Origin of the sequence: Brevibacillus massiliensis (assembly GCF_000311785.1) — a bacterium.
In the GTDB taxonomy this organism is placed as follows: domain Bacteria; phylum Bacillota; class Bacilli; order Brevibacillales; family Brevibacillaceae; genus Brevibacillus_C; species Brevibacillus_C massiliensis.
Window position 1 is genome coordinate 22442 of sequence record NZ_HE978546.1, and the last position, 23444, is coordinate 45885.

General features: G+C 56.3%; 25 protein-coding genes. 1 reads left to right on the forward strand and 24 read right to left on the reverse strand.

Annotated features, from left to right (window positions below; all coding sequences use genetic code 11):
- Window positions 1-57: 57 nt before the first annotated feature.
- The 17 genes from HGBM_RS20500 to HGBM_RS20580 form a co-directional block, all read right to left on the reverse strand.
- Entirely contained in the window at window positions 58-1389 is a 1332-nt protein-coding gene (locus HGBM_RS20500; RefSeq protein ID WP_019122959.1) for an ABC transporter substrate-binding protein, read from the reverse strand.
- Window positions 1390-1449: 60 nt separating this feature from the next.
- On the reverse strand, window positions 1450-2259 hold the full coding sequence (locus tag HGBM_RS20505) for a carbohydrate ABC transporter permease (RefSeq protein WP_019122960.1): 810 nt from the start codon (window positions 2257-2259) through the stop codon (window positions 1450-1452).
- The gene (locus HGBM_RS20510; protein ID WP_051029753.1) at window positions 2259-3179 is read right to left on the reverse strand and encodes a carbohydrate ABC transporter permease; all 921 of its coding nucleotides are present in this window, start codon (window positions 3177-3179) and stop codon (window positions 2259-2261) included. The genes HGBM_RS20505 and HGBM_RS20510 overlap by 1 nt, the downstream gene beginning before the upstream one ends.
- 144 nt (window positions 3180-3323) lie before the next feature.
- Window positions 3324-3599: a EutN/CcmL family microcompartment protein gene (locus tag HGBM_RS20515; protein WP_019122962.1), complete on the reverse strand. Its 276-nt coding sequence runs from the start codon at window positions 3597-3599 to the stop codon at window positions 3324-3326.
- Between the two features lie 5 nt (window positions 3600-3604).
- Entirely contained in the window at window positions 3605-4381 is a 777-nt protein-coding gene (locus HGBM_RS20520; protein ID WP_019122963.1) for a hypothetical protein, read from the reverse strand.
- Between the two features lie 5 nt (window positions 4382-4386).
- Window positions 4387-5172 carry a phosphate propanoyltransferase gene (gene pduL, locus HGBM_RS20525; RefSeq protein WP_019122964.1) on the reverse strand — a complete coding sequence of 262 codons (786 nt, stop codon included), beginning with the start codon at window positions 5170-5172 and terminating at the stop codon, window positions 4387-4389.
- Between the two features lie 11 nt (window positions 5173-5183).
- Complete coding sequence (locus HGBM_RS20530) at window positions 5184-5471, reverse strand: BMC domain-containing protein (RefSeq protein WP_019122965.1); 288 nt, start codon at window positions 5469-5471, stop codon at window positions 5184-5186.
- A 43-nt stretch (window positions 5472-5514) separates the two neighbouring features.
- Entirely contained in the window at window positions 5515-6987 is a 1473-nt protein-coding gene (locus HGBM_RS28130; RefSeq protein WP_019122966.1) for an acetaldehyde dehydrogenase (acetylating), read from the reverse strand.
- The gene (locus tag HGBM_RS20540; protein WP_019122967.1) at window positions 6984-7385 is read right to left on the reverse strand and encodes a BMC domain-containing protein; all 402 of its coding nucleotides are present in this window, start codon (window positions 7383-7385) and stop codon (window positions 6984-6986) included. The genes HGBM_RS28130 and HGBM_RS20540 overlap by 4 nt, the downstream gene beginning before the upstream one ends.
- Before the next feature lie 16 nt (window positions 7386-7401).
- Window positions 7402-8055, reverse strand: a complete 654-nt coding sequence (gene eutL, locus HGBM_RS20545; protein WP_019122968.1) for an ethanolamine utilization microcompartment protein EutL — start codon at window positions 8053-8055, stop codon at window positions 7402-7404.
- 177 nt (window positions 8056-8232) lie between these two features.
- Complete coding sequence (locus tag HGBM_RS20550; RefSeq protein ID WP_019122969.1) at window positions 8233-9018, reverse strand: DeoR/GlpR family DNA-binding transcription regulator; 786 nt, start codon at window positions 9016-9018, stop codon at window positions 8233-8235.
- Between the two features lie 39 nt (window positions 9019-9057).
- Entirely contained in the window at window positions 9058-10221 is a 1164-nt protein-coding gene (locus HGBM_RS20555; RefSeq protein WP_019122970.1) for a saccharopine dehydrogenase family protein, read from the reverse strand.
- 111 nt (window positions 10222-10332) lie between these two features.
- A complete protein-coding gene (phnW, locus tag HGBM_RS30495) occupies window positions 10333-11445 on the reverse strand; it encodes a 2-aminoethylphosphonate--pyruvate transaminase (RefSeq protein WP_026074559.1) in 1113 nt (370 codons plus the stop codon).
- A 36-nt stretch (window positions 11446-11481) separates the two neighbouring features.
- Complete coding sequence (phnX, locus tag HGBM_RS30500) at window positions 11482-12276, reverse strand: phosphonoacetaldehyde hydrolase (protein ID WP_019122972.1); 795 nt, start codon at window positions 12274-12276, stop codon at window positions 11482-11484.
- An 18-nt stretch (window positions 12277-12294) separates the two neighbouring features.
- The gene (locus HGBM_RS30050; protein WP_019122973.1) at window positions 12295-14001 is read right to left on the reverse strand and encodes a putative 2-aminoethylphosphonate ABC transporter permease subunit; all 1707 of its coding nucleotides are present in this window, start codon (window positions 13999-14001) and stop codon (window positions 12295-12297) included.
- A 5-nt stretch (window positions 14002-14006) separates the two neighbouring features.
- On the reverse strand, window positions 14007-15062 hold the full coding sequence (locus HGBM_RS20575) for a putative 2-aminoethylphosphonate ABC transporter ATP-binding protein (RefSeq protein WP_019122974.1): 1056 nt from the start codon (window positions 15060-15062) through the stop codon (window positions 14007-14009).
- A 38-nt stretch (window positions 15063-15100) separates the two neighbouring features.
- A complete protein-coding gene (locus HGBM_RS20580) occupies window positions 15101-16165 on the reverse strand; it encodes a putative 2-aminoethylphosphonate ABC transporter substrate-binding protein (RefSeq protein ID WP_019122975.1) in 1065 nt (354 codons plus the stop codon).
- 302 nt (window positions 16166-16467) lie between these two features.
- Between HGBM_RS20580 and HGBM_RS20585 the strand changes: the two genes are divergently transcribed.
- Window positions 16468-17010 carry an MgtC/SapB family protein gene (locus HGBM_RS20585; RefSeq protein WP_051029755.1) on the forward strand — a complete coding sequence of 181 codons (543 nt, stop codon included), beginning with the start codon at window positions 16468-16470 and terminating at the stop codon, window positions 17008-17010.
- Between the two features lie 49 nt (window positions 17011-17059).
- Here the strand turns inward: HGBM_RS20585 and HGBM_RS20590 are convergent, their stop codons facing one another.
- From HGBM_RS20590 to HGBM_RS28140, 7 genes are all read right to left on the reverse strand, one after another.
- Window positions 17060-18340 (reverse strand): TRAP transporter large permease, encoded by a 1281-nt coding sequence (locus HGBM_RS20590; RefSeq protein ID WP_019122977.1) that lies wholly within the window; start codon window positions 18338-18340, stop codon window positions 17060-17062.
- A complete protein-coding gene (locus HGBM_RS20595) occupies window positions 18340-18810 on the reverse strand; it encodes a TRAP transporter small permease (protein ID WP_019122978.1) in 471 nt (156 codons plus the stop codon). Before HGBM_RS20595 ends, HGBM_RS20590 begins: the two co-directional genes overlap by 1 nt.
- Before the next feature lie 52 nt (window positions 18811-18862).
- Complete coding sequence (locus tag HGBM_RS20600; RefSeq protein WP_019122979.1) at window positions 18863-19906, reverse strand: DctP family TRAP transporter solute-binding subunit; 1044 nt, start codon at window positions 19904-19906, stop codon at window positions 18863-18865.
- Between the two features lie 62 nt (window positions 19907-19968).
- Window positions 19969-20286, reverse strand: a complete 318-nt coding sequence (locus HGBM_RS29080) for a Zn-ribbon domain-containing OB-fold protein (protein WP_019122980.1) — start codon at window positions 20284-20286, stop codon at window positions 19969-19971.
- The gene (locus tag HGBM_RS20610; protein WP_019122981.1) at window positions 20283-21425 is read right to left on the reverse strand and encodes a thiolase C-terminal domain-containing protein; all 1143 of its coding nucleotides are present in this window, start codon (window positions 21423-21425) and stop codon (window positions 20283-20285) included. Before HGBM_RS20610 ends, HGBM_RS29080 begins: the two co-directional genes overlap by 4 nt.
- Window positions 21425-22903 (reverse strand): class I adenylate-forming enzyme family protein, encoded by a 1479-nt coding sequence (locus HGBM_RS20615; RefSeq protein ID WP_019122982.1) that lies wholly within the window; start codon window positions 22901-22903, stop codon window positions 21425-21427. The genes HGBM_RS20610 and HGBM_RS20615 overlap by 1 nt, the downstream gene beginning before the upstream one ends.
- A 3-nt stretch (window positions 22904-22906) precedes the next feature.
- The gene (locus tag HGBM_RS28140; protein ID WP_019122983.1) at window positions 22907-23386 is read right to left on the reverse strand and encodes a PPC domain-containing DNA-binding protein; all 480 of its coding nucleotides are present in this window, start codon (window positions 23384-23386) and stop codon (window positions 22907-22909) included.
- Window positions 23387-23444 lie beyond the last annotated feature (58 nt).

Consider the following 23444-nt stretch of genomic DNA (forward strand, 5'->3'; position numbering starts at 1 on the left):
ACGGCAAAAAACCCATCCGTACGATGACGAGGGTTTTTGCGGTTTGCCAACGTCCGTTTACTTCGAGACTTTTTTGTGATCCGCCAGCAATTTGTTGATCTTCTCCGCCGTTTCGTCCAGGACTTTTTGCGCATCGGCTCCCCCGTAAAGCTTCTCGATGGAATTCTCCACTTCTGCTCTCGCCTCAGGGAAGACGCTCATCAATGCCCCTTGGGTCGCGATCGTCAGCTTTGTGCTTTGCAGTTGTTTTACAGCCGTCAGGTATTGGGGGTATTTGGCGTAGGTATCCTGCAGAATCTTCTCGTCGTATGCCGCTTTCGTAATCGGGAAGTAGCCCGTGTCGACCGCCCACTGTGCCTGGGTATCAGGCTGGGCGACGAATTTGAGGAAATCCCAGCCAGCCGCTTTCTGCTCGTCGGAGACGCTGTTCATCATCCAGATCGATCCGCCCCCGATGATGACTCCCTTCGGTTCAACGCCATCCGGCACCGGCAGAAAACCCGTGCCCACTTCAAACGGCGAATCCTTCACATTGCTTGCCGTCGCTGCGGTCGAATCCAGATAGATCGCCACTTTCCCCGCCTTGAACGCCGCGCGGATATCGTCCCATTTGCGCCCGTAGTTGCCGAGCACGCCTTCCTTGTTCATCTCGTCGAGCCACTGGTAGATCCGCAGCCCTTCCGGACCGTTCAGCAGCGTCTTGGCCGGTTCGCCCTTCCGCCCGTTTCCTTCATCGAGATAATCAGCTCCCTGGTTGGCCATCAACTGCTCGATAAACCAGCCGTAGATGAGGATGGCAAAGCCCTTTTCGTCCTTGGCGCTGTCGGTCAGCTTTTCGGCCGCCTCCCGTACTTCGCTGAAGGTGCGCGGCGGCTTCTCCGGATCGAGCCCCGCATCCCTGAACTTATCCTTGTTGTAGAACATGACGGCATTCGACGTGTTGAACGGCATCGAGTACAGCTTGCCATCGATCCGGTAATACCCGGCGATATTTTCTTCCAACTGGGAGAGGTCGAACTGCTCTTTGTCGATGAAATTCTGCACGGGTTGGATGTATCCGCTCTCGCTCATGAACTTGGTGCCTACCTCGTACACCTGCATCAGTGTGGGCGCCTCCGGCGTTCCGCCGACCGTCTTCAGCTTGGTCAGCGCTTCTTCGTACGATCCCTGGTACTCCGTCTGCACAAACACCTTTGTTTGCTTCGCATTGTAATTGTCGACGATCTTCTGCAGGGCTTTGCCCGCATCGCCGCCCATCGAATGCCAGAACGTCACTTTTACCTTGCCGTCGCCCGTCTGCCCGGTCTCGCCGCCCCCGGCGGTTTCGGAATTGGTGCAGCCGGCGAGCACCAGCAGCAAGACCAGGCCAAGAAGCCATATCCTTTTCATGTTCTTCCCCACTTTCACGTTTGGTTTTGATCCCGTTCACCGCGATGCAGCCGGGTTCATTCATCCTTTTAAAGCACCGGACATCAACCCTTTTTTCAGCTGTTTCAGCCCGACGAACAGGAATATCAGCGTCGGCAGCAGGACGATCACGACCCCTGCCATGACCACCGGCCAATTGGTTGAATTCTCCTGGGACTGCATCATCTTCAACCCGATTTGCACGGTCCGCACGCTCTTGTTGGTGGTTGCGAGCAGCGGCCACAAGTACATGTTCCAGGTCGTGAGAAAGCCGTACACCCCCAGCGCCGCCAGCATCGGCTTGGACAGCGGCAGCACAAAGGAGAGCAGGAACCGCAGGTGGCCGCATCCTTCCAGCTCCGCAGCCTCGCGCAGCTCTTTGGGGATCGTCAGGAAGTGCTGGCGCAGCAGAAAGGTGCCAAAGGCGAGCGCAAAAAACGGGACGGACAGACCTTGGTAGGTATTGATCCAGTTCAGGTGCAGGATCGTCAGGTAATTGGGGATCATGGTCGCTTCCCAGGGAATCATCATCGTCGAAATGAACAGGTAAAAAATCAATGTCCTTCCTTTAAACGGAATATAGACGAAGGCATAGGCGGCCAGACTGCTGACGGCGATTTGACCGACCATCACCGTCGTCGAGACGATCAGGCTGTTCAGCAAAAACTTGAGCAGGGGGACACTTTGCAGGGCCGCTTCGTAGTTTTCCAGCAAAAATTGGCTGGGGATGAGCTTGCCGCCGTACAGCTCCTCCGTGCTCATCAGACTGGCAGAGACGGCATAGAGGATCGGAAAGAAGAGGATCAGCGCCGACAGACCGAGCAGACAGGTAAGAATCGCGTTTTTCACCATTACTGATAGTGCACCCTCTTTTCCCCGACCTTGAACTGCACGTACGTCGCGATCAGGATGATCACGAACAGGATCATCGCTTGGGCGCTGGCCGTCCCGAATTTGTAGTTGATAAACGCGTCCCGGTAGATCGAGTACACGATCAGATTGGTCGATTCCGCGGGGCCTCCTTTGGTCAGGATGTCGATTTGGCCGAAGGATTGAAACGAATGGATAACGGTGACGACGGTGACAAAAAACAGGGTGGGAGACAAAAGCGGCAGCGTGATCCGAAACAGGTTGACCCAGTACCCGGCTCCGTCGATTTTGGCGCTTTCGTACAGTTCTTCCGAGATATTTTGCAGCCCTCCGAGCAGCACGATGAAATTAAAGCCCACGCTCATCCAGACGGTGGTCAGAGCGATCGAGACAAGCGCCCAGTCGGGACTGGTGAGCCACTGAATCGGAGCTGTGCCCAGCGTCTTCAAGATGTGATTGAACAGCCCGATGCTCGGATGAAAGAGGAAGAGCCAGATCGTGGAGCCGGCAGCGACAGAGACACCGAGCGAGGAAGAAAAAATGATCCGAAAAAATTCCACCCCCCTCACCCGTTCGTTGGCCAACACGGCCAAAAACAGCGCAAGCAGGATGCTTGTCGGCACCGTGTAGAGGACGAACAAAAAGGTGGACTTCATGCTCAGCCGGAAGCTGTCGGATGCCAGCAGCTGGACGTAGTTTTCCGCACCGACGAACTGGACGGGGACGCCGCGGGGGTCTGTCAGATACAGGCTGAAATAAATCGTTTTCAAAATAGGGTAAAAGACAAACACGATCATCAAGAACAGGGACGGGCCGACGAACATCATCCCGGTGCCAAAACTGCGCAGACTCCGTTTCAAGTCATCACCCCCTGCGATTGCTGCCTGTGCTAAAACGGTCATGAACGTTTTGTACCATTTTTATTCCTGGGAGACGATGGATATTCGGCAAAACGGTCGAATCTGCCCGGGCAGGCTGTCCATGAAAAAATGGCCCGAGGAACGTTCACAAGGAACATTCCTCAGGCCATCCAAAGCGTTTCTCTTCTACTCATCCTGCGATATCTCAAACGAATCGACGATCCCGACGATGACGGCGTCCACCGGGACGTTTTTCTCCTGGAACAGGCTGCGGGCCACCGAACCGCGGGAGACAATCACCCGCTCGCCAACGCCGGCGCCGATCCGATCGGCGGCGATGACGGTCTGCCCGCCTTCTGTCTCCTTCCAATCGATCGGCTGGACGATCAGGAGTTTCAAGTTTTCCATGCCCGCTTCTTTCTGGGTCGACCACACACTGCCGATGACCTTTCCTAAAAACATCCTGTTCACCCTTTTCCGAGGTAGTGGACGGAAATGCCTTTCTCTTTCAAGACGTCATAAGCCAAAGGGGAAACGATGCAGCCCGGCTGCAAGACGATTGTCTTGCCGAGATCCCCGGCGCGGGCTTTCACCCAGTCCGCCGTCAGCAATTTGCCTGGAAACAGCGGAGTCTGGCCGCTTAGCTGCTCCGCCGGGACAAGTTTTTGGATCACAAGGTCAGCCAGGTCTTTTTGCGGCGCAAAGTGGATCCCCAGTTCCTTCATCTCGCTGCGATGCCGCTCGAACAGTCTTTGGTAGGGAACCGGAAGGGTTAACGTCTGCAGGCAGCGCCGGTCGGAGCGCTTCAAGCCGGGAACGTCTTCGCCAATGATGACGGGTTTCGCCAGGACCAATGCGGAAAAGATCAGCTCCGCCTTGATCGACCCCTTCATCCCGGCCGCTACTCTGGCGGCGTTGTCCAGATCGATCTCCGGCATGACGATGGCATCGTATTCTTTCGGCACCTCCAGCGGGGCAGGGGCGTACTCGTCCGCAGCGATGATCTTCCCCGCTCCGCCGCATTCGATCCGGTGCATGCCCAGCCACGACGAGGTTTCTCCATCCAAAAACAGGATATCGTGGAAAATTCCATGATTTTTCAGTTTAATGAACTGATCGGTGAAGGCTTCCTGGGCTGTGCTGTCACAAAAGATGAACAAAACTTTTGGTCTGGCTGCCTGTTCCCCTTTCATCGCTTGCAAGATTTCCCGCGTGATCGACTCGACAATTTCTCTGACGTCCATGCTCCTCACCTCCGGAGCCCGGACAGGAGCTTGCCGTTCTTGCCGGTCACCCAGACTTTGTCACCTGTTTTCAGGTTGGCCGCATTCGCCTCGTCCAGGTCGATATGAAAGTCCAGGACGAAGTGCGGGCTGACGCGAACAGCCACCTCCGGGAAAATGATCGGGCGCTCGCCTGCTGTCTCCAGGATCAAGCTGTCTCCATTCGCAACGCCAAAGGCCGCGGCGTCATCCGGAGACATGTGGACGTGGCACTTGGCTACGATCACTCCTTGCTGCAGCACGACACAACCCTTTGGGCCGATCAGGGTAATTCCCGGCGTCCCTTCGATCAACCCCGACAACCGGACAGGCGGGTGAATCCCTAAGCGAAACCCGTCCGTCCGGGATATCTCCACCTGGCTTGCCCCCCTGGCCGGGCCGAGAATTCTCACGCCGTGAATCAGTCCTTGGGGGCCGAGCAGCGTCACCTGCTCTTGCGCGGCAAACTGGCCCGGCTGCGACAAATTGCGCAGGCGCGTAAGCGCATAGCCGGTTCCAAAGAGCGCCTCCACATCCTCGGGGGACAGGTGAACATGCCGATTCGACACCCCTACGGGAACGACCAGCTCCGCCCCTAAAGAATCAGATTCTTCATTTGATTCAGACACTTTTAAAGGTTTCAATTGGATCCCCCTCCCCTTTAAAAAGTCAATGGCCGCCGGGGTAATTTTATCGTCCTCATGAATGGGATAGGGATTGGGAATCCCTGTTCTGAGCATGGCCCTAAGTGTTGTCTCTGTAATCAAGGCCATATGCTACGCACTTATCCTTCCAATTTGGGAAGGATCAATTCGATATCGGAATGAGGACGCGGTATGACGTGTACCGAGACGAGTTCCCCCACCTTTTCCGCAGCGGCGGCGCCCGCATCGGTGGATGCCTTGACCGCGCCGACATCTCCGCGGACCATCACGGTAACCAGCCCGCCGCCGACATGCACCTTGCCGATCAGCTTCACGTTTGCCGCTTTTACCATGGCGTCCGCCGCCTCTACCGCTCCGACCAAACCTTTCGTTTCCACCATTCCCAAAGCTCCCATTTCGCCTGCCATATGATATGCCTCCTTCAATCCATTTTGTTCACAGGGTACCCTGTTACAGCTTCATTTCCGCCAATACGCTTTTGATGATTTCCATGACTTCTTCCCTGCTGACGGTCAGCTGGCCTGCCGCCGAAGTTGGCTGCGCTTTTGCCTCGGGGACCACCTCCTCCTGTTTCATCTCGCGAATGCCAAAGGCTACCCGTTTGACATTAAACAGATGCTCGGGGCCGATATTGTCCGAGGTAATGTTGTTTCCGAAGGAGCCGCAGCCGAGCGTCATCGAAGGCTGAATCCCCGTCGTCGCGCCGATCGCGCCAAATGTCGTTCCCGAGTTGACGATGATCCGCGAAGCCGGCTTGTCGATGCAGAACGCCTCCACCACCTGCAGATCCTGGCAGTGGATCCCGAGGGTATGCCCCAATCCCCCCAGTTCCAGCAGCCTGTGGCAGATATCGCTCGCCTCTTGCCAATCCTTCGCCGTGTACAGAGCGAGGATCGGCGACAGTTTTTCGATGGAAAAGGGGTAGGCTTTGCCAATGTCCGTCTCCTCGGCGATCAGCAGCCTCGCGTCATCAGGTACGAGAATGCCTGCCATCTCCGCGATCGCCTGCGGGGATTTGCCGACGATCTGGACGTTTAGTCCTCCACCCGCCATGATGACCGCAGCTACTTTCTTTCTTTCGTGGTCATCGAGGAAGTAGGCTCCCTGCCGCTTTAACTCGGCGACGACTTTTCGCTTGATGGACTGGTCGACGACAATCGCCTGCTCGGATGAACAGATCGTCCCGTTGTCAAACGTCTTGCTCGCGACGATGTGCCGCACCGCCGTTGGCAGATCGGCGCTCTCGTGCAGGTAGACCGGCACGTTTCCCGGGCCGACGCCGAATGCCGGTTTGCCTGAGCTGTAGGCCGCCTTGACCATCGCCGTGCCGCCTGTCGCCAGGATCACATCGGTTAATTTATGCGTCATCAGTTCCTGTACGGCGGCCATCGTCGGCTGCGCGATACAGGATATCAAACCGGCCGGCGCACCGGCGCGCTCTGCCGCCGTCTGCATCAGCCGCGCCGTTTCCAAGGTGCACTTCGCTGCCGCCGGATGGGGGCTGAAGACGATCGCGTTTCCCGCCTTCACGGCGATCAGCGCTTTAAAAATCGTGGTGGAGGTCGGGTTGGTCGAGGGGACGATGCCGGCGACAATCCCCACCGGTTGGGCCACTTCCCACACCCGGTTGGCTTCGTCCCGCGAAATGATTCCGACCGTCTTCCTCGCTTTGATCGCATGGTAAATATCGTTTGCCGCAAACAGATTTTTCGTCAGCTTGTCGGCCACTTTGCCGAAGCCGGTCTCTTCTACAGCCATGACTGCCAACCGCTTTGCTTCCTCTCTGGCTGCGTTCGCCATGCTTTGCACGATTTGGTCGATCTGGCCCTGCGTCATTTGCTGCAGAACCTTTTGCGCCGTCTTTGCCAGCGCGAGGCAGTCCCTCACCTCCTGAACGGAGGCCAAATCAGTATCGATCATCACGATTGATCGTCACCTCTCTTCTGCTCTTCTTCGGGCTGATGTTCGGCCGGTTCCTTTTTCCCGCCCGGGGCTTTTTCGGCTTTCGCCTGTTTGGCCGCCTGCTTTTTCTCCTTCTTCTCCACGATTCCCCGGATCATTTGCGGAACGCTGCCGTCCGGCCGGGCAATTACATGTGAACTGCGCAATTGCCCGACTCTTCTCGCTTCCGCTTCGCCTACGGCCACCGCCGATTGGACAGAGGCGACGTCACCGATAATGTAGATCGTCACAATCCCCGCGTCCGCCCCTTGATATGTGACAATTCTGACATCTGCAGCTTTGGCTGCCGCATCGGCTGCGGCCACAAGTGCCGGAAACCCCCAGGTTTCGATCATTCCCAACGCATCGCCATGGTTCACGGCCTGGTTCCCCCTCTCAGCGTTTTAGCGGCTGCCGGGCAATGCCTCTGACGGCCTCGGCAAAAGCTTGCGCAGCCGCCGTACAGGCCGATTGGCTGCCGGTCAAAAGCCCGCCGCCAAAATTCGTCTCCGTCGGCGGACCGTAAAACTGCCGGATGGTCACATCGGCTGCCTTCAGCGCGGCATCCAAGCCGTAGACGGCCTCCAGCGGAGGTGCGATCAGGTAGGCCAAGGGTTCTCCCTCGGGAATCCCGGCCAGCCGGGAAAGGTAAGAGCCGGTGCGGGAAATGACGTGGGCGTAGTACGCATGGGTCCCTTCAGCGTCCAGCGCGTAAAAACAGGCCCCTCGCTCCATCAAGTCAATGGCGGCATCCATCCCGCTGATCACTTCAGACGGGGTCGCACCCCCGATGATCCCGATAAATTCTCCTGACAACGGCCCCGAGGCGTGGGCCGCTCCAGCGTAAAACGACTTGGCATACACCACTTCCACCGCCGCTTTCTTGGTCGCCTCATCCAGCGCCGTATACCCCACGTCGTCAATCGAAGAAGTCAAAAGTCCCAGGCTGCGGATATGCCGGGGCAGATTCAGCTTTTCTGCCAGCCCGGCATCCACATTGGGAATCATTCGCGTCGCCAGCGGAACTGCCCGTATCGGTCTTTCTGTCACCTATACCACCTCTTTTCAAGGCACTCTATGACATCTATTTTACTTTATATTCATACGATTGTGAATTATCTAAATTTATCATCTGAAAGAGGAGAATCCTAGAAAGTACGGCTCGGCTCCGCCAGAGTCCGGCGGCGGAGCCTTGGGCCCATCACGCAGGCGAACAGGCGGCCTTGCTCAATCCGCCACGATCCAGTTGATGTCTTTTGCCTCCAGCTCCGCCGTCCACTCCCTCGGCGGCGCTTCGTCGCTGATGATCATGTCAATGTCTTTCATATCGGCAATCTTGTACGGCGTATGGATGCCGATTTTTGACTGGTCGGCCAGGACGATGCTGACATTCGCATTTTCGATATACTTCTGGACGAGCAGCGACCGCTCCAGGTTATAGCTGGTAATCCCTTTGCGCATCAAGATGCCGTCTGCCGCGATGAACGCTTTATCCATGTAAAAGCCCGACACCATCTTTTCCGCCAGCGAACCTGCGACGCGGAAATACTTGGACTGCACCTTGCCTCCGACAAAGTAAATCTCTCCGGAGAAGAGTCCCTTGTTCTGGTAATCCATCAGCAGGGATAAGACCGGCACCGAACAGGTAATCACTGTCAGATTGATCTTGTTGACCAGGTATTCGATCATGTGCAAGGTTGTCGTCCCGTCGTCGATGACGATGACATCATTATCCTGAACCAGGTTGGCCGCCGCTCTGCCGATCCTTTTCTTCTCCTCGGCGCGGGTAATCTCCCGCTTGAGATGGGTCGGTTCTTCCCGGTCATGGGTGATTTTGATGGCTCCGCCGTACACCCTTTTCAATTTCTGTTCATTTTCCAGCTCTTCCAGGTACCTTCTGATCGTTTCGGAAGAGACTTGCAGCCGTTGGGTAAGTTCATTCGTCCTCACTTTGCCGGCGAGGTTCAGCATATCGAGGATGATTTCTTTCCGCTCTTCTCCAATCAATGACATGGCATACCCCTCCTGCGGCAAGCGCTGTGATTCTCCGGGTTATTCAAGGCATGTGATCTCTTCGTGAACGAAAATGCCCCGCTTCTCCAGTTCCGCAAAGATATCCGACGGTTCGAAAGCCTCTTCGGGATTGATCACCCCTGTCGCCTGAACCGCTCCGGCGGCGATGAGCTGTGTGGCGATCGCAAACGGGATTCCCACGTTGCGCGTATATGCCCTAAGTCCGGCCCAGCCCGGGACAGAACCGTCCGAAGCCGGATGGGTGTGCGTCAGGGTATGCTGCATCTTTCGTCCATCCCGCTCTCCTGTCACTTCCACATGCAGTGAATAGCCGTACAGCCCTGTCTCCTTGCCCTCTTTTGAATTATAAAGATACTGGGCAATGCAATCAAGAATCCCGACTTCCTGCCCGCCTACCCGAATTTTGTCGTTGCGCATAAAGCCGTAATCGTACAGCGCCTTCACCAGCTGCATGTTGGCCGGCGGCCAGGTCCCGCGCGTCTCGATCAGCTTCACGCCCTTGCCGGCGAGCGCCTTCGCCAGCGTCACGGTCTCGGCGTGGGGAATGATGTACTGGACCGTCTTTCCATACGGCTCGGGGAGCTGGATTTCTCGCGGCCTGGCAAATGGCGGCACCTGAACGAACCGGCCGTTTTCGTAGACGACCCGGCCCGGGAGCTCGGGATCGTACTCATAGGTGGTCGTCTCGGCGATCGACTTGGAAAAGGCGATCGGCCGGTAAGAACCATGGCTCACCCTCACCGTGTCGACCGTGTCCAGTTGATTGGCGGCATGCATCGCCATCATTTGCGTCACCCCGGGCGTCATGCCAAACCCTGGCAGACATGTTTTGCCGTTGCGTTTAAATACCTCGTCTGCCGCCCACTCTTCGCCAAAGCCGTTCAGGTTGACCCCGTGGCAGCCAGCCTCGGCGATGCATGCCGTAGAAAGCCCGTTCAGCGTGATCGTCGTGCCGTCCATGACGATATCGTAGCCCCGCATCCGGCTGACCGTGGCTTCGTGATCCTTCACGTCCACCTTCACGAAATCCACCCGCGGATCATTCAACCATTGGACAACCTTCATCCCTTCTTCTTCATTAAAATCGCCGATGGTAATCCGTTCAAATCGGGAGTGCTGAACCAGGTCGAGCACCGCTTCCCGGCAGATGCTGCCGGCACCGCCTAAACAAAATACCTTCATCTCTCCGCTTCCTCCCTGAATCATCAGTGTAAAGGCAAGAAAACCTTATGCAACCCACTGTTTATACATTTCTTTCATTGTTTTTTGTTTTGATCGGCTGCAAAAAAATAGTTACCAGAAGATGTTTCGTTCGATTGCCTGGACCAGCCGGATCATGTCTGCCGGGTGGATATCGCCAATATTGCCCACTCGGAAGGTTTCAGCGGCCGATATTTTTCCCGGGTAGATGACAAATCCCTCCCGTTTCAACCGGTTGTAAAACTCGCCGAAAGTAAATGCGCGGCTGTCGGGGTAGTAAAACGAAGTGATGATCGGCGATTGGTATTCCCTTGGCAAGAGCGGCTGAAAACCGATTTGTTCCATCCCGCGGGCCAGTGTCCGCTGGTTTTCCCTGTAGCGCTGCGAGCGCTTCTCTACTCCGCCTTCCTCTTCTAATTCCAGCAAAGCCTGGTAGAAGGCGCGGACGACGTGAGTAGGCGAGGTGTAGCGCCACTTGCCGTTATACTGCTCCATCGTCGCCCATTGGTCGTACAGGTCGAGCGAGAGCGAGCGGGCGCGGCCTTTGCATTTTTGCAATTCGTCTTCCTTGGCCAGGATAAAACCGAAACCGGGGACACCCTGGATGCACTTGTTGGTGCTGCTGATCAAAAAGTCGATTTGCAGGGCAGCCATGTCGATCTCCACTCCGCCAAAGCTGCTCATGGCATCGACGATGAAGGTCTTGCCGTACGCTTTCGCCACTTTGCCCACTTCCGCGATGGGGTTGAGCATTCCAGTCGTCGTCTCGCAGTGAACGACGACGACATGCGTAATCGCCGGATCGCTTTGGAGCAGTCGTTCCAACGGTTCCGCCTGTACCTGCGCCACTTCGCCAAAATCGATCACTTCGCCATCGATCTGCAGCACCCGCGCGATCTGTGCGATCCGGTTGCCGTAGGCTCCATTGGTCAGCACCGCCAGCTTGCCGTCAGCCGGAACAACCGTCCCGATCACGGATTCGACCGAAAAGGTGCCGCTTCCCTGCATTAGTACGGCAGTATAGCCGGCTGTTTGTTCACCGGACAGGGCGACGAGCCGCCTGCGAATGTCCTGCACCAGTCCGTTGTAGTCGTCATCCCAGGTGCACCAATCCCGCAGCATTGCGGCCTTGACGCCTTTGGTGGTGCTGAGCGGCCCCGGAGTCAGCAGCAGGTACGGATTGTCGGGAAGAAGGCTTGGATCCACCGGTCTTTCTCCTTGCAAGCGAGTCGCTTCCACAAGTCATCTCTCCTTTTGGGTTAGTCGAAGATTCATCTTCGGAATCAACTGGTCCAGCTCGCCGATCGTCTCGATCACGTAATCGGCTCCGGCAGCTTTAAAGCGCCTGGCCACGGCATCCATTTTGTCAGCCAGGACATCCGGGTCGCATTCCTTCACCTCTCGTTCGCTCATCCCCAGCTCGCTGCTGCCCTTGATGACCCCCACGGTCCAGACGCCGGCGTTGACGCCCTCCTTGATATCGCTCAGCGTGTCGCCGACTTTGATGATGTGTTTCATCGGGTAAACGCCCAGCGTCATGGCATTCTGGTAGATCATCCAGGGATACGGCCGCCCCGCCGGGACATCGTCGGGGGACACCAGCAGGTCTGGCGCGTACCCCTGTTTTTTCGCTTCAGCGGTCACGATCGACATCATCTTGGCCGTGTACCCCGTGGTCGAACCGACCTTCAGCCCGTCCCTTCGGAGCCGCTCCACCAACTCGATCGCCCCGGGGATCGGCGTACAGTAATTTCGCAAAATGGAAAACAGCATCGGCTCGAAATCGGCGTAGAGGGCGTCGATGTCCTTTTCCGTCGGCAGCCTCCCGTACTTCTCCTGCCAGAGGTTGGCGATGCGCTCCATGCTGCACATCGCCTTCATGTGATCCCGCTTCAGCATTCCCATCGGTTCCCGCGCTTCCTCGTGGGTTACCGCGATTCCCCGCTTTTTGAACACCTCGATAAACACGTCCAGCGGGGCAAAACATCCGTAGTCGACTGCTGTTCCGGCCCAATCCATAATCACAGCTTGAATCATCTTCTCGCTCTTTCCCTCCTATCTTTTTTGCCATGCTTCCGTCCGCCGCCTGAGGCCCTTCGTCGTCAGCTCATAGACGATGCGAATGATGATGTTGGTCAAGACGATCAGCACGGACATGGCAGCCGCGGGTGCGACATCCCCGGCGTCATCCATGTTGACGATGGTTACCGATGCCAGTTTGAAATCGGCCGTGTACAAAAAAACGACAGCCGAGATCGTCACCATCGAATTGATGAAGAAGTAGACGGCGTTTTCCAGGATGGCCGGCAGTGACATGGGCACTGTCACCCGGAAAAACGTCTTGTAAAACGGCACACCCATCGATTCCGAGGCAAGTTCAAACTCCTTGTCCAGCTTTTTCAGCGCCGAGGTCGATGAAATAAACGGCACCGAGTAGAAGTGAACCACATTGGCCAGGACGATGATGGCAACTGTGCCGTACATCCAGTGGAGCGGGTTGTCAGGGTTGTTGAAGAAGAAGATAAACGCCAGCCCGATCACCAGCCCCGGCAGGGCAAGCGGCAAAATGGACAGGAAGTACCCGATCTGGCGCAGCCCTTTCATAAACCGCGTTTTTTCGATTAAGTACGCATTGACGAAGGTGATGATCGTTCCGATGACAGCGGAGTAAAAGGAGACCAGCAAACTGTTCCAGAACGGCTGCATTCCCTCTCCGGCCACCTTGGAAAAATCAAAGTGTGTCAGGGAAAGCGTCAAGTCGTACGGCCATACCTTCACCAGAGAGGCAAATACAACCGTCAGCAGCAGGACAAAAATCAACACCGTAATCAGCAGGCAGTACGCCAGGTACAGCGAGTCCCGCCAGCCTTGCCGAACGATCTTGTAGGGCGTTGACTTTGCGGTGATCGATGCGCTCTGTTTGCGGTCGACGACCCGATCGACGATGAACGCGAGAATCGCGGGGATGATCAGGATCAAGCCGACCGTCGCTCCCATCGTCATGTTCTGCTGGCCGATGACGTGTTTGTATACGTCGGTGGCGAGCACATTGTACTGGCCGCCCACCACTTTCGGCGCGCCGAAGTCCGTAAAGCTCAGGGTAAAGCAGACAAAGAGGGCACTCACCAGACCGTACTTGATGTTCGGCAGCGTGACGGTGAAAAACTTCCTGACCTTGCCCGCCCCGAGCGTATCCGCCGCTTCGTACAAATTGTAATCGGCAAAGGAAAGCGACACAGACAAGACCAGGAACGCCTGGGGAAAGGTGTAGATCACTTCCGAGATGATAATGCCCACCGGCCCGTACAAGTGGATGTCAAATCCGGCCATACTCCCGAATAACCCGGTGGTCACCAACCCCTGATTGCCAAACAGGTATTGCAGGGCGATGGCGTGCATCATCGTCGGAGCGAACAGCGGCAGCATGGCTGCGTAGCGGAAAAAAGCTTTGCCAGGGATGGCCGTCCGGGTCAAGGCGTAGGCGTACAGGAAAGCGAGCGTCACCGAAATGGCCGTCGTCACCGCCGAGACGAACATCGTATTGGTAAAGGACTGAAAGAGGGCTGGAGTGGTGAAGTACTTCGCGAGGTTAGCCAGCCCGACGTAGTTTCCTTCATTGTCCAGGAAGACTTTTTCATACAGGACGACAAGCGGGAGCAGCACGCTCACAAACAATACGACGACCATGACGCTGATCAGGATTCGCTGGATCCACTGGTCCCTGCCCGCCTGCTGGCGGACTGCGGTTCTTGTCGAAATCATTGCAATCACTCCCCGCTCACTTTGAGGTCCGCTGCCTGGTCAAAGGTGATCAACCTCTCCAGCGGCAGTTCGAGCGACAGCACCTTGTGCTTCTGCAGCTTCAACCGGTGCACCTGGTGAACGGGCATATCAATCATGATGTACTGACCCGGCGGCTCGTTTTTTTCGGTGGCGAGTTGCAGCAGAAGGCGGTAGAAAGAGCCGCGGAATTCCATATCTTCCACAACTGCCTTCATGCCGACATCGGAATCGTACTCCAACACGTGGACGTTCTCCGGACGGATCGCCAAAAGTCCATTTCGCTCGGGCGTGAACCCGGCAAAGTGAACTGATTCAAAAAAGTTGATCGAACCGATAAAATCGGCGACAAACGGACTGTTCGGCCTCTCATACACCTCCTGTGGCCCGCCGATTTGCACGACCTCGGCGTTGTTCATGACGACAATCTTGTCGGCCATGGTCAGCGCTTCATCCTGGTCATGCGTCACCATGATCGTCGTGATTCCGATTTTTTCGTGCAGGCTGCGAATCTCCCGCCGCAATTTCAAGCGAACCTTCGCGTCCAAGGCCGACAGGGGCTCATCGAGCAGCAGGAAGTCGGGCGACAGAGCGATCGCCCTGGCCAGAGCGATTCGCTGCTGCTGCCCCCCTGACAGCTGTGCCGGATACTTGTCTTTGATGTGTTCCAGGTCGATCAGGGCCAGTACTTCTCCCACTTTTTCTTCTATCTCTTTTTTGGAAAGCTTCCTTGATTTCAATCCGTAGGCAATGTTTTGCGCCGCCGTAAGATTGGGAAACAGCGCATAGGATTGAAACATCATGCCGAAGTTTCGCTTGGCCGGGGGCAGACCGGTGATATCTTTCCCATTGACGAGAATGCGTCCCGTGTTTTGCCTCTCCAGCCCGGCAATGATTCGCAGCAGCGTCGTCTTTCCGCATCCGCTTGGACCGAGCAAGCAGACAAACTCATTTTTTTGGATGTCGATATCAATCTGGTTCAGCGCCGTAAACTTGCCAAATGACTTGCTGATTCCCTGTATTGAGAGGTAGGCCTGATCCATAAACTCCTCCTTTCTCCAACCTGCTTTGATCGGCGCGGTCAGCTCTTCGGTTCGCTCTTGGTGCTAAAGCGTTTATCCCACTCGGCCAGCCATTGCTCCCGCTCCTTGGCTGCTTTGTTCAGATCGTTTTTGATCAACTGTTTCAGCGGATCTTCAGGGTATTCCGGCGGGTACGGTTCGCTTATCGCGGGCACGGTGATAATCGCGAAGTTCTTGTTGTACTCCTTCATCGCATCGTCGGAAATCGCCCAGTCCAGGAACAGCTTTGCTTCCGGCTTCATCTCTTTTTTCTTGATCAGCCCGTTGGCTTCCGGGTCCCAACCCGAGCCTTCCTTGGGGAAGACGACTTCCAGCGGGGCGCCTTTTTTCTTTTCGGTAACGCCGCGGTAACCAAACGTGATCCCGATCGGATACTCGCCGACCGCCGCCATCTTGGCCGGCTTGGACCCGGAATGGGTGTACAACCCGATGTTCTCATGCAGCTTGCCCATGTAATCCCAGGCACCCTGCTCGCCAAACAGCTGGAAAAAGGCGTTGATCGTCAAAAAACCTGTTCCCGACGAGGAAGGATTGGGCATGACGATCAAACCTTTGTACTCCGGCTTGATCAGATCTTCATACGACTGCGGAATCGGCAGATTTCGCTTCTGCAGTTCGACTGTATTGACGACAAATGCGGTCTCATACACATCGATTCCCACCCAGTGCGCCGGGCTTCGAGAGTCCCGAAACTCCGGGCTGACGCGTTCGATGCCTTTTGGATCGTACGGCTCCAGCAGCCCCAGGTGATCTGCCACGAGCAGGCTGGAGGCGGATGTTCCCCAAACAAGGTCTGCCTGCGGGTTGTCTTTTTCCGCCAGGAGCTTGGCGGTTATGATGCCTGTGGAGTCCCGGACCAGGTTGATCTTGATATCCGGGTGGGACTTTTTGAAGGAATCGAGATACGCTTTCAACTGGTCGTCTTCCAATGCCGTATAGACCGTTAATTCCTTCGATTGTCCGCCGCTTCCGCCGGCAGCATCCTTGGAGCCGCCGCAGGCAGTCAGCATGCCGAGCGATAACAGCAAAATCGAGGTAAAGGCAAAGCGAAACCACTTTCTCATACAGGCAATCCCCCTCTTCCATATAAATGTATCTGGAGCTTTACCGCTCATTATTTGTCTCAGGCAGCCCCTCCCTCTCTCTTGGCGTGTCACTGTAACAAAAATACTAATGGCAGTCTGTTAAATGGATGTTAATTCATTATTAATTCCACATGTTTTTTATGTTTTTTCGTTTTTTTCATTGATTTTTAGTGGGTTGGGAATATTATATAATTAATTGAGTAAAAATTGCAAATATTTTTAATTAAACAACTTCTTGTTTTTCAACATATTTCCCATCTTCGGCGCATTGAAATACCCTGATGTCAATAGGAGGGAATACGGCTGTGACAGAATTCTGGAATCTGGAAATGTATATCAGGATATTGGTCAGTGCCTTGCTGGGGCTGTTTATCGGGTGGGACCGCTCCTTTCGCAATAAACCGGCCGGGCTGAAAACGTATACGTACGTGTCGGTCGCCTGCACATTGATTACCTTGGTTTCCATCTACACGGCAAAAATGCTGGCTGCCCCCGATACCGGAACCATGATGGATCCCATGCGCCTCGCTGCCCAAATCGTTACCGGGCTGGGCTTTTTGGGAGCAGGCGTCATCATCAAAGACGGCTTGCAGGTGAAAGGGTTGACGTCGGCTGCAATGATCTTTTTTGCCGGCGGGGTAGGGATCGGCATCGGTGCGGGATTTTACGGAGTCGTCGTCTTCTCCGTCATTCTGACCTTTACGCTGGCGAGGATCAGCTCTTATTTTGAGCAGCAAAATCTGAAAAAGGTCCGCGGCAATCGAGCCAAAAAGGCGGGAAAAGAAGCGGAGGGCAATCAGGCGGAGGCCTCAAAACAAGATTAAGCGGGATGAGAAAAAAAACGAGACTGTCCCTGAAGACAGCCTCGTCCGCTCACATGCCGAGTATGTCCGGCAGCCAAAGGGCGACGGCGGGAATGTAGGTGACGATAAATAAAGCGACAAGTGAAGCCAGGATAAATGGGATCACGCCGCGGGAGATTTCCTTCAGGCTGATTTTGGCCAGGCCGCAGGCGGCGTACAAGTCGAGTCCCACAGGGGGCGTCACCAGCCCGATCGCCAAATTCATCGTCATCACGACGCCAAAATGAACCGGATCGATCTGGAGCGCGGCCAGAATCGGCAGGAAAATCGGCAGGAAAATGTAGTAGGCGGAGATCGCGTCGACAAACATCCCCGCAAGCAGCAGAATGACATTGATCATAAACAGCATGGCGTACTTGCTCTGTACCAGACCAAGCAGGCTGTCGGCGACGTCTTCGGCAATCCCTTCCACGGTGATCAGCCAGGCGAACACCGAAGCGGAAGCCACGATCAGCATGATCATCGCGGTTGTTTTCCCGGATTGAAGCAGGATGCCGCTAAGGTCCTTCCACTTGATCGTCCGGTAGATGAAGAGCCCGACGAACAGGCTGTAAAAAACGGCGACGACGGCTGATTCCGTGGGGGTAAACACCCCGCTGTAGATGCCGCCGAGGATGATCACCGGCGCGGCCAAGCCCCAGAGTGCTTCCCGTAAAGCTTTGCCGATTTCCCTGCCGGTCGCCCGCGGCATCTTGGGAATCTTGTCCCGCTTCGCGATGAAGTAGCTGGTAACCGCGAGCGTGAGGCCTACCAAGAGGCCGGGGATAATCCCGGCGATAAACAGCTTCCCGATGGAAACCTCTGCCACCACGCCGTACACGACAAAGGCGATGCTCGGCGGGATGATGATCCCGATGCCTCCCGCAGTCGCCAGCAGGCCGGCCGCCATATCCTTGCGGTACCCGGAGTTGACCATCGCAGGAATCAGGATCGAACCCACTGCCGCCATCGTCGCCGGTCCGGAACCGGATATCGCCGCAAAAAAACAGGCGGAGACCACGGAGACGATCGCCAGTCCGCCGGTGTAATGGCCGGTCAGCGTCTTTGCCAGGTTGATCAGCCGGCCCGAGATGCCGGCACGTTCCATGATAATCCCGGCCAAAAAGAAAAACGGGATGGCCAGCAGAGTGAATTTTGCCGTAGAGGAGTAAAACAGGGACGGAATCGACTGCATCGGCAAATCGAAGATCAGCATCGTGCTTACGGCCGACAAGCCAAGTGCAATCGCGATCGGCATGTTCAGGACGAGCAGGAGAAAAAAAGAGCCGAACAACCATACTTCCGTACTCACTACTCATCCCTCCCAAGCCGCTTGAATTCCTTCCAGAAGCCTTCGGTAAAACGAAACAGGCAGATGAACGCCCCCAGCGGGATCGACACTCCCATGATCCATTCCGGAATTCCCAAGGCGGAGGTTTTTGCCCCGTATTCGACCTGCTGCATGACCATCTCTACTCCGTACCACAACAGGATGACAAAGAACAGCAGCGTGAGCAGGGCGACCAGGGTCAGGATGGTTTTTTTCAAGGGAACGGGGACCAGGTCAGTCAACAGCGAAAAGCCAAGATGTCCGTTTTCCCGTGCCAGCAGCGAGGCTCCGATAAAAATGGCGTAGACGAATAAATTCGTTGTCAATTCTTCTGTAAATGAAAGCGAGGCATGCAAAAAGTAACGCGATATGACGTTGGCGAAGGCGATGACTGCCATCGCCGAAAGCGCGATGACCAGGATGATTTCTTCCAATCTGTTCAGCCACTTCACGGGTGTTCACCTCCTGAACAAAGATGCCCCAGCAAAAGCCGGGGCTGCCAAATTAGTTTGCGCCGCGGAAAGCGTCAATCAAGTCTTTGCCGATGGTATCGGTGTACTGATCATAGATCGGCGCGACCTTGTCCTGAAAAGCCTTCACCTGTTCCGGCGTCAGCGTGGTCACCGTCACGCCTTTGGCTTCCAGTTCTTTTACCATCTGGGCGTTTTCTTCGCGGTTGATCTTGCGCTGGTATTCCATCGCTTCGACAGCGGCTTCTCTCATGATGTCCTGGGTTTCCTTGTCCAGGGAGTCAAACAGCTTCTTGTTTACCCCAAGCACGAGCGGATCGTACGAATAGTTCCACAGGGACACGTACTTTTGCACCTCGTACAGCTTGGAGCTCATGATCACGGGCAGCGGATTTTCCTGGCCGTCGATCGTTCCCTGCTGCAGCGCCGTGAAAACCTCGGAGAAGCTCATCGATGTCGGGTCGGCACCGAGCGCCTTGTACAGGTCGATGTACATCTTCATGTTGGGAACGCGAATTTTCATGCCTGCCATGTCAGCCGGACTGGTGATCGGCCGTTTGCTGTTCGTAATCTGCCGGAATCCGTTTTCGCCGAAAGCGAGCGGCTCTACACCTTTTTCCCGCAGCAGTTCGGACAGCTTTTCCCCTCCGGCACCCGCCAGCGCTTTGTCGGCAACGCTTTCATCAGTGAACAGCCAAGGCATGCTGATCACGGAAAACTTCTCGTCCAAACCGGAGTAGATAATCGTCGAGTGAAGCGACGCGTCGGTGGATCCGTTTTGCAAAAGCTCGATGCCCTTCGGCTGGTTGCCGTTGGACAGCTGTTCGTTTGCGTAGATTTTAATCTCCACCTGCCCGTTGGTCTTTTCCTTCACCTTATCTGCCCACATCTGTGCGCCCTTGTACCAGGTAGAGGTTTCGCTGGTGGTAACGCTCATCTTCATTTTGATTTTTTCGCCCTTGGCAGCGGACGGCTCCGTACCAGCGGCCTGTTCGGATTTTCCTCCGCCGCAGCCGGCGATCAGCGCCGCGCTCAAGACAAATGCGGCCAATGCGTTCCAATGTTTTTTCACTTTCATGAGTCCCCCTCGTCTCTTCCATTCAAAGGAATCTGTTTCTTGCCGCAGTGAGGAACACGTCCTCACGGCCCCGCCGGGTCAAACCAGTAAACGGATCCATCCACCCGGCTGCATTCTACCCTCTTCCCGATGCGCGGCGTGCCGCTGGTCAAGCGGCCCGTGACCCGCAAGCCCTGCTCCAGGTCAACCAGGACGATATGGTAGGGCACCTGATCGGTAAACTTCTCCGGCGCGACGTGGATCGTCGTGTAGGAATAGACCGTGCCGCTCCCGCTTGCCGGTTTTGTCGTCAGCTGATCGTGCCGGCAGACGGGACAGATGTACTTGGGCGGGATAAAGGCTGCGCAGCACTTTTCGCAGGACAATACGGAAATGTTCATGCCAGCCCTCCCTTCCCGGCAAAGATGTGAACGGTTGCAAAAGCGCCTGTTCCGCCGAGGTTTTGTGCCAGCCCGATTCGGGCCCGCTCCACCTGATTGGGGGCGCTGCCCCGCAATTGACTGACGATTTGAACGATTTGCGACAGCCCGGTGGCGCCGATCGGATGCCCGCGCGACAGCAGGCCGCCGCTCGTGTTGACCGGCACTTTTCCATTGTGGCCAGTAAGGCCTTGCTCCACCGCCTGCCAGCCTGTGCCCTTGGCACAAAAGCCGAGCGCTTCCGTCGCCAGTATCTCGGTCATCGAGAAGCAGTCGTGGATTTCCACGACATCCACGTCTTCGGGTCCAAGTCCGGCCTGCTCGTACGCCTGCTGTCCCGCTTCCTCGATCGCTCCGATGCGCAGCAGGTCGGGAATCTCCTGCATCAGCGGCGGACCGGAGGCCTGGGCGGAAGCCAGCACGTTTACCCCCTTGTCACCCGCGGTGATAACGACGGCAGCGGCTCCGTCGGAGATCGGCGAACAGTCGAACAGCCCCAAGGGATCGGTCACCATCCGCGCCTGCATGATCTCGTCGAGCGTGGCCGGTTTGCGGAACTGGGCCTTCGGATTGTTCACGGCGTAACTCCGGTTTTTCAAGGCCACCATGGCCAGATGCTTTTTCTCCGCTCCTGTTTCATACATGTAGCGGTTGGCCACGACGCCGAAAAATCCGGGGAAGGTCAGGCCTGATACGCCTTCGTTGGAATCGTTGTCCATCGCGGCGTTGATCGCATGGGTCACCTGGCTGGTGGCGGCATGGGTCATTTTTTCCACGCCAACGACCAGTACCGTATCGCAAAGACCGGCAGCCACCATGTGGTAAGCCTGGCGAAAGGCGATGCCGCCCGAAGCGCAGGCACCCTCCATCTTGGCCGCCGGGATCGGCCCGAGCCCCAGCTCATTGGCCAGCATCGACCCGAGGATTTCCTGTTCGGCGAGCTGGCCGCCCATGAAGTTGCCGACGTAGACGGCGTCGATCCTCGGCTGCCCGGCATCAGCGAGCGCCTCCCGGCAGGCGGCGACCGCCAGCGATTTGATCGTGGCATCGTGCTTGCCGAACGGCGTCATGCCTACTCCTATTACTGAAACCGCTCTCATCAGGCATTCCTCCCGTACGTTTCGCGGATTTCCTTGCGCAAGATCTTGCCGTACGTGCTTTTCGGCAAGGAGTCCACAATGTGAATTCGCTGCGGTTTCTTAAAGCTGGCCAGATGGCTTTTGCACAGTTCAATCAACTCCTGCTCGCTTGCGGCTTGTCCCTCGCGAAGGACGACGTGGGCGCAGACCGCTTCGCCCCACTTTTCGTCCGGAATGCCGAACACACAGGTTTCTTTGACCGCAGGGTGAAGATTCAACACCTCTTCCACTTCCCGCGGATAAATATTGGCGCCGCCGCTGATGATCACGTCTTTTTTCCTGTCGACGATGTGCAGGTACCCTGCCTCGTCCACCCAGCCCAGGTCGCCGGTGTGCAGCCAGCCGTCTTTCAGCGTCTCGGCTGTCGCCTCCGGATTGTTCCAGTATCCTTTCATCACCAGCGAGCCCCGGCAGACAATCTCGCCTACCTGACCGGCCGGAACCTCGCTCCCCTCGTCGTCGACGATCTTCAGCTCGACAAACGAACCGGCGGCGCCGCAGGAAGCCGGACGGTGCTGCAGTTCGTGGCGGGGCATGACCGTGATCGTCATCGGCGCCTCCACCTGGCCGTAGGTTTCGACGATCTTGGGACCGAGCAGCTCCAGCGCCAGCTTGACCTTCTCGGCCGCCATCGGCGCCCCCGCCATATTGATCGTCCTGAGCGAACGCAGGTCCCGCCGGGCGAAGCTTTTATCGTGGATCATCAGGTTGACCATCGTCGGCACCAGAAAGACCGTGGTGATCCGCTCGGTTTCGATCGCCTCCAAAAACTGCTCCGGCTCGAACCTGTTGAACACGACTTGCTTTAGTCCCAAAAGGAGGGCGCACTGCGCCAGGAAGTTGCTCCCGTGGGTCAGCGGGGCGACGTGGCCGATGACGTCGTCGTGCGTCAGATTGCACGCCATCGTCAGGGACAAGGCGCCGGAAATGAAGTTTCGATGAGACAGCATCACGCCTTTTGGCCGTCCTGTCGTACCGGATGTGTACATGATGGCGAACAGGTCGTCCTCGTCCACCGCCGTCTTTGGCTCCGCGCATTCGGAGGCGGCAAGCCAGCTCTCGTACGCTCCGCCTACGGCTACCCTGGGAAGGGGACCCGCCACGTTTTGCATCAGGTGGTCCTCCCCGATCAGCAGGCTCGCCCCCGAGTGTTCCAGGATGTACTCGTGCTCCTTTGCGTGCAGCCGGTAGTTGAGCGGAACCTTGACAAGCCCGGTCAGCGCGATCGCTATGTCCAGTTCTACGTGTTCGATGCGGTTGGACATCAGGATCGCAACCCGGTCCCCTTTTTTCAGCCCCTTGTCATGCAGTGCTTTTGCCAGGCGAAAAGAGCGGTCCCGCAGTTCGGCATAGGTAAAGCTGCGCTCCCCTTCCGCAACGGCAGTCTGAGCGGAAAATTGTCTGCATGTTTTTTTGGCAATACACCCTAATGTTTCCAACCACTACCCTCCCTGTTTAAAGGTGATGACGGAAAATCCCAGCTCCGGATGGAAGGAACGAACCGCCTCGACAGAACTCCCTACCTTGATCGTAAATTCGACGGTAATCAGCACCGGATTTTTCCCGGGCAAAACGTGGCCGCCAAAAACCTGTCCCTGCTTGTTTACAAATAAACCATGCAGGTGCATGTCGATCGCCTGCTCATCGTTTCGGCACAGAAAGCCTGTCGCATTTAGAATCTCAATCGGCCCGTCTACCGTGACCGGATCGCTGTAACCCGGCCGCCCATCCGGCCCGTCCACACCGTATACGTACGTGGCCCTGCTGAGCGAGCCGATGCCGGTCAGCATGCCGGACGCGACATTGTACTTGGCGTATTCGGCGATGATGCCCTCCATCAAGTCGGTGCCTCCGGTCAAGGAGCCAAAGATAACGCCGTTCTCCCGATCGTAAACGGAATGATTTGTTCGCTTGTTCCCCACACGCTCCTCCACTATTTCGCAATATTTTTCATTTTTCAGGAAAATAATAACACAAATA